11 protein-coding genes are annotated in these 15,774 nt (G+C 64.4%); 8 read left to right on the plus strand and 3 right to left on the minus strand.

All coding sequences use genetic code 11. The annotated features are described in order from the left end of the window. Positions 1-145 precede the first annotated feature (145 nt). Positions 146-1,510 carry a carbohydrate porin gene (locus AC19YR_RS01150; RefSeq protein ID WP_500596813.1) on the plus strand — a complete coding sequence of 455 codons (1,365 nt, stop codon included), beginning with the start codon at positions 146-148 and terminating at the stop codon, positions 1,508-1,510. A gap of 229 nt (positions 1,511-1,739) precedes the next feature. After that, positions 1,740-4,142, plus strand: a complete 2,403-nt coding sequence (locus AC19YR_RS01155; RefSeq protein WP_500596815.1) for a glucose/quinate/shikimate family membrane-bound PQQ-dependent dehydrogenase — start codon at positions 1,740-1,742, stop codon at positions 4,140-4,142. A 182-nt stretch (positions 4,143-4,324) separates the two neighbouring features. On the opposite strand, the gene AC19YR_RS01160 is transcribed toward AC19YR_RS01155, so the two are convergent. Then, a complete protein-coding gene (locus AC19YR_RS01160; RefSeq protein ID WP_500596816.1) occupies positions 4,325-4,624 on the minus strand; it encodes a hypothetical protein in 300 nt (99 codons plus the stop codon). 274 nt (positions 4,625-4,898) lie between these two features. Between AC19YR_RS01160 and lon the strand changes: the two genes are divergently transcribed. The 5 genes from lon (at position 4,899) to cmoB (ending at position 10,477) form a co-directional block, all read left to right on the plus strand. Continuing rightward, complete coding sequence (lon, locus tag AC19YR_RS01165) at positions 4,899-7,316, plus strand: endopeptidase La (protein WP_500596818.1); 2,418 nt, start codon at positions 4,899-4,901, stop codon at positions 7,314-7,316. Between the two features lie 210 nt (positions 7,317-7,526). Continuing rightward, positions 7,527-7,919, plus strand: coding sequence for a protease inhibitor I42 family protein (locus tag AC19YR_RS01170; protein ID WP_095107971.1), 393 nt, complete (start codon positions 7,527-7,529; stop codon positions 7,917-7,919). A 2-nt stretch (positions 7,920-7,921) separates the two neighbouring features. Then, positions 7,922-8,566 carry a lysoplasmalogenase gene (locus AC19YR_RS01175; protein ID WP_500596819.1) on the plus strand — a complete coding sequence of 215 codons (645 nt, stop codon included), beginning with the start codon at positions 7,922-7,924 and terminating at the stop codon, positions 8,564-8,566. A gap of 214 nt (positions 8,567-8,780) precedes the next feature. Further along, entirely contained in the window at positions 8,781-9,524 is a 744-nt protein-coding gene (gene cmoA / locus AC19YR_RS01180; RefSeq protein ID WP_095107969.1) for a carboxy-S-adenosyl-L-methionine synthase CmoA, read from the plus strand. After that, positions 9,521-10,477, plus strand: a complete 957-nt coding sequence (gene cmoB / locus AC19YR_RS01185; RefSeq protein ID WP_095107968.1) for a tRNA 5-methoxyuridine(34)/uridine 5-oxyacetic acid(34) synthase CmoB — start codon at positions 9,521-9,523, stop codon at positions 10,475-10,477. The genes cmoA and cmoB overlap by 4 nt, the downstream gene beginning before the upstream one ends. 158 nt (positions 10,478-10,635) lie before the next feature. Here the strand turns inward: cmoB and tadA are convergent, their stop codons facing one another. After that, complete coding sequence (tadA, locus tag AC19YR_RS01190) at positions 10,636-11,133, minus strand: tRNA adenosine(34) deaminase TadA (protein ID WP_095107967.1); 498 nt, start codon at positions 11,131-11,133, stop codon at positions 10,636-10,638. Further along, positions 11,133-12,509 (minus strand): multicopper oxidase family protein, encoded by a 1,377-nt coding sequence (locus AC19YR_RS01195; protein ID WP_500596822.1) that lies wholly within the window; start codon positions 12,507-12,509, stop codon positions 11,133-11,135. The genes tadA and AC19YR_RS01195 overlap by 1 nt, the downstream gene beginning before the upstream one ends. 262 nt (positions 12,510-12,771) lie before the next feature. Here AC19YR_RS01195 and AC19YR_RS01200 point away from each other — a divergent pair, with 262 nt between their 5' ends. Further along, positions 12,772-15,720 (plus strand): membrane-targeted effector domain-containing toxin, encoded by a 2,949-nt coding sequence (locus tag AC19YR_RS01200; protein WP_500596823.1) that lies wholly within the window; start codon positions 12,772-12,774, stop codon positions 15,718-15,720. The last annotated feature ends 54 nt before the right edge of the window (positions 15,721-15,774 follow it).

The following is a 15,774-nucleotide window of genomic DNA, read 5'->3' on the forward strand; positions in this document are numbered from 1 at the left end:
GCTTTCTCTTGGGGAGAAGGCCCTTTATCCTTTCTGTCACACGCTGAAACGATTCACTTTCGCCCGACAGGCCCGTCACGGCGCGTTTTTTGCCAATGGCCGCGGCTTGCATCCGCCCCCCGCACTTCACCAAGACCTCATTTCTATGCCTGCTTTACACCCTTTGCGCTGCACCTTTCCCACCCATTCCCTGCGCCTGCTCGGCGGCCTCGGCGCCATGGGGTTCGCCCTCTGCGCCCACGCCACGCCCGCGCTGGAGCGCGATTCGAACTGGATGCTGGGTGATTGGGGCGGTACCCGGACAGCGCTGTCTGAGCAGGGTTACGACTTCAAGATCGACTACACCGGCGAGACGGGCAGCAACCTGCACGGCGGCTACGACCACCACCACACCACCCGCTACAGCGGCCAGTTCGGCTTTGGCAGCCACCTGGACCTGGACAAGATTCTGGGTTGGGACCATGCCGAGTTCCAACTGACCCTCACCGAGCGCCACGGCGACAACATCAGCAACGACCGCATCAACGACCCACGGGTCGGCGGTTTCACCTCGGCCCAGGAAGTCTGGGGCCGTGGCCAGACCTGGCGGCTGACACAGATGTGGTACCAGCAGAAATTCTTCGACCAGGCACTCGACATCAAGGCCGGCCGCTTTGGCCAAGGCGAAGACTTCAACAGCTTCCCCTGCGACTTCCAGAACCTGGCGTTCTGCGGCTCGCAAGTGGGCAACTGGGCCGGCGACATCTGGTACAACTGGCCGGTCAGCCAGTGGGCGCTGCGGGTCAAATACCACCTCACTCCCCAGCTCTACGCCCAAGTCGGCGCCTATGAGCAAAACCCCTCGAACCTGGACCGCGGCAACGGCTTCAAGCTCAGCGGCAGCGGCACCCAGGGCGCGGTGCTGCCGGTGGAGTTGGTGTGGACGCCGGCGCTCAACAGCCTGCCGGGCGAGTACCGCGCCGGTTACTACTACAGCAACGCCAATGCCCGCGATGTGTACCAAGACAGCCACGGCCAACCCGCGGCCCTGAGCGGTGAAAGCTACCGCAGCGCCTCCAGCAAGCACGGCTTCTGGCTCGGCGCGCAGCAGCAACTGACCAGCCGCGCCAGCGACCGGTCCCGGGGCTTGAATGTGTTCGCCAACGCGACGCTGCACGACAAGAAAACCAACGCCATCGATAACTACGTGCAGGCTGGCGTGGTTTACAAAGGCCTGTTCGACGCCCGCACCAAAGACGACATCGGCTTCGCCCTGGCCCGGGTGCACGTCAACCCGGCGTACCGCAAGAACGCCCAGGCGCAGAACCGCGCCCGCGTAGTGGCCGACTACGACGACGCCCGCTACCTGCCGCCCCAGGACACCGAGTACAGCGCCGAACTGTATTACGGCATCCACCTGGCCAACTGGCTGACCGTGCGCCCCAACCTGCAATACATCCGCCACCCCGGCGGGGTCAGCCGCGTCGATGACGCGTTGATCGGCGGGGTCAAAATTCAGTCGTCGTTCTGACCCACGCCAGAGAAACCTGTGGGAGCGGGCTTGCCCGCGATAGCGCTAGATCGGCCGCATGCAAAGCCGCCATCGCGAGCAGGGCTCGCTCCCACCGCAGCGCACCCTGCCACCGAGGAAGGCCCAGGGCTCAAAGCCCCTACTTACTTATCTGAACCAAGCCCGCGCCTGATCGTCATCTACAGTGAACCAGCGCGGGACCACTCTCAACGTCACGGAGAACCACACTATGGGCACTGATGGTGCTTTGAGTCGCAGCCGCCTGCTGCCGAGCCTGCTCGGTATCGTGCTTGCGCTAATGGGCCTGGCCTTGCTGGCCGGGGGGATCAAGCTGAGCCTGCTCGGCGGCTCCCTGTATTACGTCTTGGCCGGTATCGGCCTGATTGCCACTGGCGCCCTGCTGCTGGCGGCCCGCCGCGCAGCGCTGGGCCTGTACGCGTTGGTGCTGTTCGCCAGCACCGTGTGGGCCCTGTGGGAAGTGGGCCTGGACTGGTGGCAACTGGTGCCACGCCTGGCGATGTTCTTCGCCATCGGTATCGTCCTGCTGCTGCCCTGGCTGCGCCGGCCGCTGCTGCGTGGCCAACCGTCAGGCATGGGCACTGGCGCCCTCGGCGCGGCGGTTGTCATCGCTGGCGCCGCGGCGCTGGCCAGCCAGTTCACGAACCCCGGCGAAATCAAGGGCGAACTGGACCGCGACAGCGTGCCCGGCATGGCCAACACGGCCCCGGCCCAGGCCGATGGCGACTGGAACTCCTATGGGCGCAGCGCCCACGGTGACCGTTATTCGCCCCTGGCCCAGATCACCGCGCAGAACGTGAGCAAACTGGTGCCGGCCTGGACCTATCGCACCGGCGACTTGCCCGGGCCGAACGACCCGGGCGAAACCACCGCGGAAAACACCCCGCTCAAGGTCAACGGCATGCTCTACGTGTGCACGCCCCACAGCCAGGTGATCGCCCTGGACCCGGACACCGGCAAGGAAATCTGGCGCTTCGACCCCAAGCTCTCGACGCAGAACGCGGCGAACTTCAAGGGCTGGGCCCACATGACCTGCCGTGGCGTGGCGTACCACGATGACGCCGCCTACGCCGCCAGTAGCACCGAGCAAAGCCCAGCGGCCACGGCCAACGCCTGCCCGCGCCGGATCTTCCTGCCCACCGCCGACACCCGCCTGATCGCCCTCAACGCCGACACCGGCAAGATGTGCGAAGACTTCGGCGACAAGGGCCAAGTCGACCTACGCGCCAACATCGGTGGCTTCACGGCCGGTGGCTACTACTCCACCTCGCCACCGGCGGTGACGAAAAACCTGGTGGTGATCGGCGGCCATGTCACCGACAACGTCTCCACCGACGAGCCCAGCGGCGTGATCCGCGCTTTCGACGTGCACACCGGCAAACGGGTGTGGAACTGGGACAGCGGCAACCCCGACGACACCACGCCGCTGGCCGAGGGCAAAACCTACACCCGCAACTCGCCCAACATGTGGTCGATGTTCGCGGTCGATGAAAAGCTCGGCATGCTCTACCTGCCCATGGGCAACCAGACCCCCGACCAGTACGGCGGCGACCGCACCCCCAAGTCGGAAAAATACGCCGCCGGCCTGACCGCCCTGGACATCGATACCGGCAAGGTGCGCTGGTACATGCAGTTCACTCACCATGACCTGTGGGACATGGACGTGGGCGGCCAACCCACCCTGATGGACCTGAAAACCGCCGACGGCGTCAAACCCGCCGTGCTGGCCTCGACCAAGCAGGGCAGCATCTACGTGCTGGACCGACGCACCGGCGAAGCCATCGTGCCGATCCACGAAGTGCCGGTGCCGCAAGGCGCGGTGGCAGGCGACCACACTTCGCCGACCCAGCCCAAGTCCGAGTTGAACTTCATGCCACCGCCCCTCAAGGAGCGTGACATGTGGGGCGTGACGCCGTTCGACCAGCTGCTGTGCCGTATCGACTTCAAGTCCCTGCGCTACGACGGCCCGTTCACCCCGCCCTCGCTGCAAGGCTCGATCGTCTACCCGGGTAACTTCGGTGTGTTCGACTGGGGCGGTATTTCAGTCGACCCGGTACGCCAGATCGCCTTCGTCAACCCCAGCTACATGGCGTTCCGCTCCAAGCTGATTCCGGCCTCGGAGATCGCCGCCCAAGGCCCACGCGTCAGCGAGACCGAAGGCGTGCAACCGAACAAAGGCGCGCCCTATGGCGTGGTGCTCGAAGCGCTGCTGTCGCCCATGGGCCTGCCGTGCCAGGCGCCAGCCTGGGGTTACGTGGCGGCGGTTGATTTGACCACCCACACAACCATCTGGATGCACAAAAACGGCACCGTGCGCGACAGCGCGCCGGTGCCCATCCCCCTGACCATGGGCGTCCCGAGCCTGGGCGGCACCTTCACCACCGCCGGTGGCGTGGCCTTCCTCAGCGGAACCCTGGACCAATACCTGCGCGCCTATGACGTGAAAAACGGCAAGCAACTGTGGCAAGGCCGCCTGCCCGCAGGCGCCCAGACCACGCCCATGACCTACACCGGCAAGGACGGCAAGCAATATGTGCTGGTCGTCGCCGGCGGCCACGGTTCCCTGGGCACTAAGCAGGGCGACTATGTAATTGCGTACAAATTGGCGGACTAAGCGTCAAAACCCGGCAATGAAAAAACGGCGGCCCTCGGGCCGCCGTTTTTTTTGCCCGTGCCTCAGGCCTGCACCCGCGATTGCGCCACCCAGGCCTCGAACGCCAGCGCATCCAGCGGCCGGACGCCAACAACGGCTGCTACTACGGTTTGGGCCGCTGCGGGGGTTGGCTGCGCGGTTTCCTATTTGGACGAGTCATTGAGGTTGAACCGTTCGACCGCGGTGGCGAGGTCGAGCAACAAGCGCTTGTCGTCGCCGTCCACATCCTGGTCGCCGTCGAGGTCGCTGTTGTTGTAGACCCGGTCAAAGGCCCCGCCCGGCGTGGATTTGGTCACCCGCACGGCATAGGCGTCGGTGATCCGGTCGACCGCATCGTCGTTTTCAAAGCCCCGTTCCCGAGTCACGAACTCGATGATGATTTCAGAGACGCCATCCGCGTTGGAGTCGGTCTCGGTGATGAGAAGGCATTTGCTGGTGTCCATGTTTACTTGCTCCTGCGTAGGGGAATCAACAGTGTCCCGACCCTTGCCAACGACTGCTGCCTACCGGGGTGGAGCCCCGCCAATACACATGGACCCGGCCAAGAACCATCACGCCGCTACGGCCAGCAAAACGGCGGCTACCTATAAAAATAGTCGCCTTTTCAGCAACTGCCGCGCCGCGAGGGCGCCCGTGCGCGCCAACTGATTGCCCCGCCATTGAAACCCCTGGCCATGTGCCCCATCTAAGACCCATACCCCATTGCGCAGGTGCCTCATGACCGACCAGCAAGAACACCCCGAAGACACCGACCATTACGCCGATTCCGAGCACATCGAACACGATACCCAGGGCCGTGGCCTGGCCCTGCCGGGGCAGAACCTGCCGGACAAGGTCTACATCATCCCGATCCACAACCGCCCGTTCTTCCCCGCGCAAGTGCTGCCGGTGATCGTCAACGAAGAACCCTGGGCCGAGACGCTGGACCTGGTGGCCGAGTCCGAACACCACTGCCTGGCGCTGTTCTACATGGACACCCCGCCCGAAGACCCACGCCATTTCGACACCTCGCGCCTGCCGCTGTACGGCACGCTGGTCAAGGTGCACCACGCCAGCCGCGAAGACGGCAAGCTGCAATTCGTCGCCCAGGGCCTGACCCGCGTGCGCATCCGCACCTGGCTCAAGCACCACCGCCCGCCGTACCTGGTGGAAGTGGAATACCCGCACCAGCCCAGCGAGCCGACCGACGAGGTCAAGGCCTACGGCATGGCGCTGATTAACGCGATCAAAGAGCTGCTGCCCCTCAACCCGCTGTACAGCGAAGAGTTGAAGAACTACCTCAACCGCTTCAGCCCCAACGACCCTTCGCCCCTGACCGACTTCGCCGCCGCCCTCACCTCGGCCACCGGCAACGAGTTGCAGCAGGTACTCGACTGCGTGCCCATGCTCAAGCGCATGGAAAAAGTCCTGCCGATGCTGCGCAAGGAAGTGGAAGTCGCGCGCCTGCAAAAGGAAATCTCCGCCGAGGTGAACCGCAAGATCGGCGAACACCAGCGTGAGTTCTTCCTCAAGGAACAGCTCAAGGTGATCCAGCAGGAACTGGGCCTGACCAAAGACGACCGCAGCGCCGACCTCGAGCAGTTCGAGCAGCGGCTTACCGGCAAAACCCTGCCGGCCCAGGCGCAAAAGCGCATCAGCGAAGAAATGAACAAGCTGTCGATCCTGGAAACCGGCTCGCCGGAATACGCCGTGACCCGCAATTACCTGGATTGGGCCACCGCCCTGCCGTGGGGCGTGTACGGCGCCGACAAACTGGACCTCAAGCACGCGCGCAAAGTGCTCGACCGCCACCACGCCGGGCTGGACGACATCAAGGAACGCATTCTCGAATTCCTCGCCGTCGGCGCCTACAAGGGTGAGGTCAGCGGCTCCATCGTGCTGCTGGTGGGGCCGCCCGGCGTGGGCAAGACCAGCGTCGGCAAATCCATCGCCGAATCCCTGGGGCGGCCGTTCTACCGCTTCAGCGTCGGCGGCATGCGCGACGAGGCCGAGATCAAGGGCCACCGGCGCACCTACATCGGCGCCCAACCCGGCAAACTGGTGCAGGCCCTCAAGGAAGTGGAGGTGATGAACCCGGTCATCATGCTCGACGAGATCGACAAGATGGGCCAGAGCTACCAGGGCGACCCGGCCTCGGCGCTTTTGGAAACCCTGGACCCGGAACAGAACGTGGAATTTCTCGACCACTACCTGGACCTGCGCCTGGACCTGTCCAAAGTGCTGTTCGTGTGTACCGCCAACACCCTGGACTCGATCCCCGGCCCGCTGCTGGACCGCATGGAAGTGATTCGCCTGTCGGGCTACATCACCGAAGAAAAAATCGCCATCGCCAAGCGCCACCTGTGGCCCAAGCAACTGGAAAAGGCCGGCGTGGCCAAGACCAGCCTGAGCATCAGCGACAGCGCCCTGCGTAGCGTGATCGACGGCTACGCCCGCGAAGCCGGCGTGCGCCAACTGGAAAAACAACTGGGCAAACTGGTGCGCAAGGCCGTGGTGAAACTGATCGACGCCCCCGCTGCGGTCATCAAACTGGGGCCCAAGGACCTGCAGGCCTCCCTCGGTACCCCGGTGTTCCGTAACGAGCAGGTGCTCAGCGGCATCGGCGTCATCACCGGCCTGGCCTGGACCAGCATGGGTGGCGCCACCCTGCCGATCGAAGCCACGCGCATCCACACCCTCAACCGCGGCTTCAAGCTCACCGGGCAACTGGGCGATGTGATGAAGGAGTCGGCCGAGATCGCCTACAGCTATGTCAGCTCCCACCTCAAGCAGTTCGGCGGCGACAGCCAGTTCTTCGACGAAGCCTTCGTGCACCTGCACGTGCCCGAAGGTGCCACGCCCAAGGACGGCCCCAGCGCCGGGGTGACCATGGCCAGTGCCCTGCTTTCGCTGGCACGCGACCAGGCCCCGAAAAAAGGCGTGGCCATGACCGGCGAGCTGACCCTCACTGGCCATGTGCTGCCCATTGGCGGCGTCCGGGAGAAAGTCATCGCTGCACGCCGGCAGAAAATCTTCGAACTGATCCTGCCCGAGCCCAACCGCGGTAACTTCGAGGAACTACCCGACTACCTCAAGGAAGGCATGACCGTGCACTTCGCCAAGCACTTTGCGGATGTGGCGAAGGTGCTGTTCTAACGCTGCGCGCTTGCTCCCGGCCAAATGCGCAAGCGGGCCGGGCGGCGCTGCGTGGTTGTGTGGGAGCCTGGCTTGCCAGCGATGGCGCCCTCACGACCGCCATCGCGAGCACAGGGGGAATGAGGCAGCATGCCCGCACACCCCGTCACACCTTGTCTCATCTTCGGTTATGCTCGCCGTTCGTCGTGTATGACCGGAGCTTCCCGACCCATGTCCCCTACCCGCCTATTGCTGCCGTTGAGCCTCGCCCTGTTGGCCGCGTGCGCCACCTCGCCGAAGCAGAACGTCACTGTGGAAAAATCCAGCGACTGCCCGCTGACCCTCAATCAGGGGCAAAACCTGATCCTCACCCTGCCCAGCAACCCCACCACCGGCTATCGCTGGGCCATCCAGGACTCGGCCGGCGGCGTGTTGCGCGCCTTGAGCCCGGAGGTTTACAGCAACCCCGAAGACGCCGGCCTGGTGGGCAGCGCCGGGCAATCCACGTGGCGCTTCCAGGCCTTCGCCCCAGGCACCGGCCGCTTGTTGTTGACCTACTCCCAACCCTGGGCGCCGGAAGTCCCGCCGGTGAAAGCGTTCGACTGCGCGATCAAGGTCAATTGAGCATGGGCTGGCTGATTCTCGCGTTGATGGGCGCCGTGACTTTCATCTATGGCGTCAGCGTCCAGGCCACCTTGTTGTGCCTGGTGGTCAAGCCGTTGCCGGTGCTGGCGCTGCTGGGCTGGTTGCACGACGCCCCGCCCAGCGACTACCGACGCTGGATCAGCCTGGGCCTGATTTTTTCGCTGGTCGGGGATCTGCTGCTCGCCTGGCCCGGCGATTTGTTCGTGTTTGGCCTGGGAGCGTTTCTGGTCGCGCACCTGGCGTACCTCAAGGCCTACCTGAGCGATTGCCGCCGGCCCGCGCTGCCTGCGTTGCTCGTGGCAGCGGTGGCTGGCGCCGTGCTGCTGGGAATCCTCATCGCCCATGACCTGGGCCCATTGCTGGTGCCGGTGATCGTCTACGGCCTGGCCATCAGCGCCATGCTCTGGCGCGCCCTCGCCCGCCTGGGCAGCGACGTGCCGCAACGCTCGGCAGTGCTGGCGGCGGTGGGCGCGGTGGTCTTCGTGTTCTCCGACAGCGTGATCGGCATCAGCCGCTTCGTCGTCGCCTTCGACGCCGCGCCCTACCTGATAATCCTCAGCTATTGGCTGGGGCAATGGGGCATTGCGGCGTCGACGTTCAGCCAGGGTAAGGCGGCAAAACCCTAAGCCTCCCTGGGGAGGTTGCTGTGGTGGGAGCGAGCCTGCTCGCGATGGCCCTGGCCGTACCGGCGGTATCGCGGGCCGGCCCGCACCCATAACCGCCTGATGCCACAGGGGCCGCGTCCACACAGGCCGGGAGCGGTTTATCAGACAACCCGCGCATCGCCCCGCCAACTTGGCTAAAATGCCGGCCTTTTCCACCCCAGCCGCTGGAACCGCCGTGAGCAAAGAACCCGATCGCCTTTTCGCCCAGCCCCTGCCCCAGGTGCCGGACTTCGCCTTCAACGAGGACGTGGTGCGGGTGTTCCCCGACATGATTAAGCGCTCGGTGCCCGGTTACCCGACCATCGTCGAGAACCTGGGCGTGCTCGCCGCGCAATTCGCCCAACCGGGCAGCGTGCTCTATGACCTGGGCTCGTCCCTGGGCGCGGTGACCCAGGCGCTGCGCCGCCATGTGCGCAGCGAGGGTTGCCGGGTGATTGCGGTGGATAACTCGCCTGCCATGGTCGAGCGCTGCCGCGAGTACCTCAATGGCCAGGACTCGATGTTCCAGGAACTGTTGCCGGTGGAGGTGATCGAGGGCGATATCCTCGCACTGCAATTTCAGCCGGCCTCGGTGGTGGCGCTCAATTTCACCCTGCAATTCATCGCCCCCGAGCAACGCCTGGCACTGCTGGGGCGTATCCGCCAATCGCTGTTGCCGGGCGGGGCGCTGATTCTCTCGGAAAAACTGCGCTTCAACGACGCCCAGGAACAGGCGCTGCTCACCGACCTGCACGTGGCCTTCAAGCGCGCCAACGGCTACAGCGACCTGGAAATCGCCCAGAAACGCAGCGCCATCGAAAACGTCATGAAGCCCGACAGCCTCGAAGAACACCGCGAGCGCCTGTTGGCGGCGGGGTTCTCGAACGTCGTGCCGTGGTTCCAGTGTCTTAACTTTGCCTCGTTGATTGCCCTGCCATGATCGATCTGTCTCCCCTTGCCCGCCGCCTGGCCGGCACCCCGCTGGCCGACTGGGCCAACACCCTGCAAGCGCAACTCGATAGCAAGATGGAAAAAGGCCACGGCGACCTGGAGCGCTGGCAAAGCGCCCTGGACGCCTTGCCCAAGGTCCAGCCCAGCGAAATCGACCTGCTCCATGGCCTGACCCTGGATGTCGCGTGCGACGACGCCACCCGCGTGCAGATGCGCACCGCGCTGATGGGCCTGAGCCCGTGGCGCAAGGGGCCGTTCAACCTGTTCGGCGTGCACGTGGACACCGAATGGCGCTCGGACTGGAAGTGGTCGCGGGTGGCCCCGCACCTGGACCTCGTGGGCAAACGCATCCTCGATGTCGGCTGCGGTAACGGCTACTACATGTGGCGCATGCTCGGCGCCGGGGCCGACAGCGTGATCGGCGTCGATCCCAACTGGCTGTTCTTCTGCCAGTTCCAAGCCGTGCAGCGCTACTTGGGCGCACCCAACGCCTGGCACCTGCCGTTTCCCTTTGAAGACCTGCCGGCCAACCTGGAAGGCTTCGACACGGTGTTTTCCATGGGGGTGTTCTACCACCGGCGCTCGCCCATCGAGCACTTGCTGGCGCTCAAGGACTGTTTGGTCAAGGGTGGCGAACTGGTGCTCGAAACCCTCGTGGTCGAAGGCGACGAGCAGCAAGTGCTGGTGCCCGAAGACCGCTACGCGCAGATGCGTAACGTATGGTTCCTGCCTTCGGTGCCCGCCCTGGAACGCTGGCTGCGCCGCGCCGGGTTCAGCGACGTGCGCTGCGTGGACGTGAGCTTGACCACCGTCGAAGAACAGCGCAGCACCGAGTGGATGAAGTACCAGTCCCTGAGCGACTTCCTCGACCCCGACGACCACAGCAAAACCATCGAAGGCCTGCCCGCGCCGAGGCGCGCCGTGATCGTCGCCCGCAAATAAACCGCACTCACCTGGCGGGTTAGGGCCTTTGTGGGATTGAGCCGTTGTTAAGAGCAGACTTTCGTGGGAGCGAGCCTGCTCGCTAACCCTCCACCTGCCTGCCCCTCGCCCCCAGCCCCACCGCCATCGCTGGCACACGGCCGGGGTGTTTCAGCGCCCTAGAGCTCTGGCTTCGCCCGGCGGGCCTTGAAGAACTGGCTCAGTACCGCGCCGCATTCCTCGGCCAGCACGCCCCCCTCGAACAGGACGCGGTGGTTGAGGAAATCCTGGCTGAAGAACTGCCCCTGGCTCTGCACGATGCCAGCCTTGGGTTCCAGGGCGCCGTAGACCACCCGGGCGATGCGCGCGTGCACGATCAGGCCGGCGCACATGCTGCACGGTTCCAGGGTGACGTACAGGGTGCTGCCGGGCAGACGATAGTTGCTGGCCGCTTGGGCGGCGTTGCGGATGGCGACCATCTCGGCGTGGGCGCTGGGGTCGCTGCCGCTGATGGGGCAGTTGAAGCCGCGGCCGATGATTTCACCACCCTGCACCAACACCGCGCCCACTGGCACTTCGCCCAGGGCCGCGCCTTGGGCCGCCAGGGCCAGGGCCTCGCGCATGAAGTCGCGGTCGCGGCTGCGGTCGATGATCGGGGCCGGGCGAAACTGGCGCATTACTTCACCTCGATGGCGGCCATCAGGCCGGTTTCCATGTGGTCGATCACATGGCAATGGAACATCCACACCCCCGGGTTATCCGCCACCAGCGCCACGCGGGCGCGTTCGTTCTTGCCCAGCAGGTAGGTGTCGGTGAAGTACGGGGTGATCTTCTTGCGGTTGGAGGCGATGACTTTGAAGCTCATGCCGTGCAAGTGGATCGGGTGCTGGTACTGGGTCATGTTCTTCAATTCAAAAATGTAGCTCTGGCCCTTCTTGAGCGTGGCGATGGGGCGGTCGGCGCAGGTTTTGTCGGTAATGTCCCAGGCCTTGCCGTTGATCTGCCACAGGCTTGGCGGGCGGCCGTTGTCCACGTCCACCGAGACGGAGCCGACCCACTCGAAATTGAAGTTGAGCTTCTCGGCAGTTGCCAGGTCCGGCTCGGCGATGGGGTTGGCCGGCAACGCCGCGGGCCATGGGCCGGGGGCTTCAGTGCTGGCCACCGCGCGCAGGGTGCCTAGGCGCACCGGGCCGTTGCGCAGGGATAGCTCCTGCCCCGCCGCCGGCGCCTTGATCCCCAGGCAGATGCGCATGCCCGGCCCCAGCCAGTATTCCTTGCCCAAGGGGCGCGGCTCGATGGGGTTGCCGTCCAGGGCGTAGATCTGCGCCTCCACGCCGGGGATGTTGATGCGATAGGTCAGGGTGTTGTCCAGGTTGAGCAGGCGCACGCGGGTGATCTGCCCGGCCGGCAGGTCGATCACCGCCCCGGCCACGCCATTGATGGTGTGCAGCCGCCCCGCCGTGCCCCCGCGGGCCGCCTCGCGGGGGATGCTGAAGGGCAGGTACTCGCCCTGCTCATCGACGTGCCAGCTCTTGAGGCTTAGGGTGCGTTCGTGGGCGAACCCGGTGGGCTCGCGCTCTTCGACGATCAGCGGCCCCACCAGCCCGCGGCCCAACTCTTCGCTGCTGTTCACATGGGGGTGATACCAATAGCTGCCGGCGTCCGGCACGCGGAACTTGTAGTCGAAGTACTCCCCCGGCAGCACCGGTAGTTGGGAAATGTAGGGCACGCCATCCATCTCCAGCGGCAGGCGGATGCCGTGCCAGTGGATGGTGGTGGCCACTGGCAGATGGTTGATGAAGCGCACCCGCAGCCATTCGCCCTGGCGTACCCGCAACTCGGTGCCCGGCGCCGACGGGCCAAAGGCCCAGGCCTGGGTGGTGTGCCCGGCCACCAGTTCCACGTCCAGCGGCGCGGCGATCAGTTCGTAGTCGTGGCCCGCGTCGGCATCGGCCATTTTCCCCAGCCAGTAGCGCGATGCCCCACCGGCCCCCACCCCAACCACTGCAAGACCGGCCAGGCCACCGAGGATCTGTCGACGGGTAAAGGACATTGGCTCAACTACCTCACGTATGCGCAGCAGGCTGGCGCCCGCAAAAGGCGAATACGATACACCCGCACCTGGCAAACCGTAAGGGCGGGCGGCGAAGGGTCACAGGGAGCAACCACAAAGGTCGTGGCCGCCCGGCGCTCCGCAGGCACACATATGCGGTTACTTTTTCGCGAGCACATCCGCTTTGTGCGGTAACTATGTATCGCGAGCCTGGCGGGGCGCCGTGGAATTCTTGAGCCTCATGTATCAAGGATGATTAACCATGAACGACTCGCAACAACCCAACGCCGCCGATCTCGCCACCCTCAAGACCATCGCTGAACAGGTGGTGGGTACCTGCCCAGGCCTGCTCGATACCGCTCGCGAAGTGGCCACCACCTTGCTGCGCAAATATGGCCTGCCAGACCTGGACCCCGACCACGTCTACTACCACCGCTTCAAGACTAGCCAGAGCAGCACCAAGACCTTCACCGGCTGGGAGCACACCTATGAAAAACCCTACGAGTCACTGACCCTGACCCAACTGGTGGTCCAGCGCTTTCGTGCCACCGACCAGGACAACGCCGACCTGCTGGACTTGTACGGCGGCTTCTACAGCGCCGGGCCAGAGGTGGAGAACTTCAACGAAACCAATGAAGTGCGCCTGCACGGCAACGAGGTGCTCAAGGATTTCTGGGAGATCGACTTCAGCGCGCTGTACACCGACAAACTCCAGAGTTTCTGGGGGACACGCGCGGACGATTTCCGGTTGCTGGCCAAGTGCAACTTCCTCAGCAAGGCCCTGCAAAGCCGCCAAGCCCGCCAGCTCAGCGAAGACGACTTCCAAACGGTAGTGCAAGCGGTGGCTGGCCCCCTGAGCTGGCCCATCGACCTACAGGCCCTGCGAGGCAGCACCGGGCCGCTCGATGGCGCGCAAGTATGCGCCCTGGATATCGACGGCCATGTCGCTACCGATATCCTGCGCATCGTGCTGCCGACGGGCCGGCAGGTCGTCTATGTGCCCGGCGAAGCCCAGGCCTTTCGTGTGTTCGAGCACCCTGGCGACCTGCATTGGTGGGCCTTGGGGCAACTGGACAACGACCATGCCCGCGCCGTGGTCATGGCTCACTTCGCGCTGGACGACCGCGAGGCAGTCAAGGACAACCTCACGGACCTGATGAATCGCCTCACCCAGACCTGGGGCAAATCCGACCATCACCTGCTAAACCGCAAAAACCTGGTCATCAAAGGCGACGCGTTCCAGTGGCTCAGTGAGCAGGCCCGGGCAACGATGTACGCCGAAGCCGCGACCTCGCTGACCTCCAACGGGGACCTGCGCAAAAAGCTCTGGATTGGCTACCTCACCGCTGGAGCCAAGGTCTTTGGCCCCCTGGCGGCGTTGGGCTGGCCGGTGGCATTACCCGCGATTGGCGCCAGCCTGGCCAACCTGGGCCTGAACGTCGACCAAGCCGTCAATGGCAAAACGGCAGCCGAACGCAAGGCCGGGGTGATTGGCGCGGTCCTCAGCGGCCTCGACACCCTGTTCAATGCACCGTTCCTCAAAGGTACCGGCAAACTGGCGGAAGTTGGGGCCGAGATCGAAGCGGCGGGCACTGAGGTAACTGAAATCTCCGAGCTAGAGCCCGAAGGCATCGACCCGGAGGATGAGCTCGACGTCGAAGAAACCCAAGGGCTACCCGGGGACATTACCCCCACGGCGCCCAGTTCCACCCAAGGCAACAACATACCCGCCAGCTACCAAAGCAATGAGCTACTCGACGGGTTGGTGCCAGAAAGCGAGCCAGGCAAATTCCAGGGCATCTATCGGCTGGAGTCAAACCCACCCTACGCCATTGAACTGGACGGCCTGCCCTACTATGTAACGTTCTTCCCCGACAGCAAGGGCGCGGGCGAATGGGCGATCGTCGACCCAACCCGCCCCAACCAGTTCGCCTCATCGTTGCCGGTACGGCTCTCGGCCTCGGGTGACTGGGTGCTACTGGAAAAACTGGGCCTCAAGGGCGGGCTCAATGACAGCGAGGCTATTGCGGCACGCGCAGCCTACGACATGCCCGAAGCCTTTCGCGGCGAACTTCAGGACACCGCCGAGGGCCGCCGACCGATCCGTGACATTGAGGTTATGCTGGACGGCACCGACACGGCGCAACAACAATTCAAGGCCGTGAGAACGCGCCTCTATAACGAGGCCCGGGCGTTTTACCAGAAACCCGAATTGCCGCCACGCCCGTTCATCACGCCCCTGGAGTCAGGAGCCAGCGACAAAATCATTATCCGCTCGCTGCTCAAAGACTCCCCGGCCCTGGTGATCGGTGAGTCCCACGGCGAAATCGGCAGCAAGCGGTTCCTGATAAAAAACATGAGAACCCTAGCCAAAAGCGGCGTCAAAACCCTCTATATGGAACATCTGCTGTCGGACTTTCATCAGGCCGACCTAGACACGTTCTTGCGCAAAGGCACCATGAGCCGCGACCTGGAAACCTATCTCAGGAACCTGGACGACGGCTTCATGTTGAACCCCAAGGCCAAGTACGGTTTCCTCAATCTGGTCAAGGCTGCGCGTGCAGAGAAGGTTCGCATCCAGGCCATCGACTGCCTCGCCAGTTACCGCCTCAAGGGCATGCGACCGAGCGATGGAGCTGGGCAATCGCTGAACGACCCCACGGCCCGGCAGAAGATGATGAACTACTACGCCCATACCGTGATCCGCGCCGACCAGGCCGTCAACGGCCCACACCGCTGGGTGGCGCTGATGGGCAACAGCCACGCCAACACGTTCAAGGGTGTGGCCGGCGTCAGCGAACTGATGGAGGGTATCGGCCTGCGCATCGACGATGTGAACATCGGTACGTCCAAGGGCATCTTTGTGGACGAAGGCATCACCTATCCGGCGTCATTCGATACGCCACCGGGCTATCTGAAGAATGACCTGTGCCTGCAAGTCGAAGTGCCCGGCAACCCCCTCCCAAAGGTCAAAGACCTGAGCATCCTGCTCGAACGCCCCGGCAACTACACCCTGGTGCGCAGCCCGGAACGCCTTGAACTCGTCCACCGCAGCGGTGACAAATCTATCGTGCGCACCGAAATCCGGGTCCAGGGCGACCATTACAGCCTAGAACGCCCCAACTGGCCCAAGGTCAGCGGCAAGCCCTTCGACAGCCTAGAGGCCTTGCTCCAAGCCCTCAACGAAATGGGCATGAGCCAGGTCGGCTGACACGGCTTTCCCCGAGCCGAAAAAAAACCGGGGGAGCGCAAGGCTCCCCCGGTC

The sequence above is a fragment of the Pseudomonas sp. MF08817 genome (assembly GCF_059862705.1).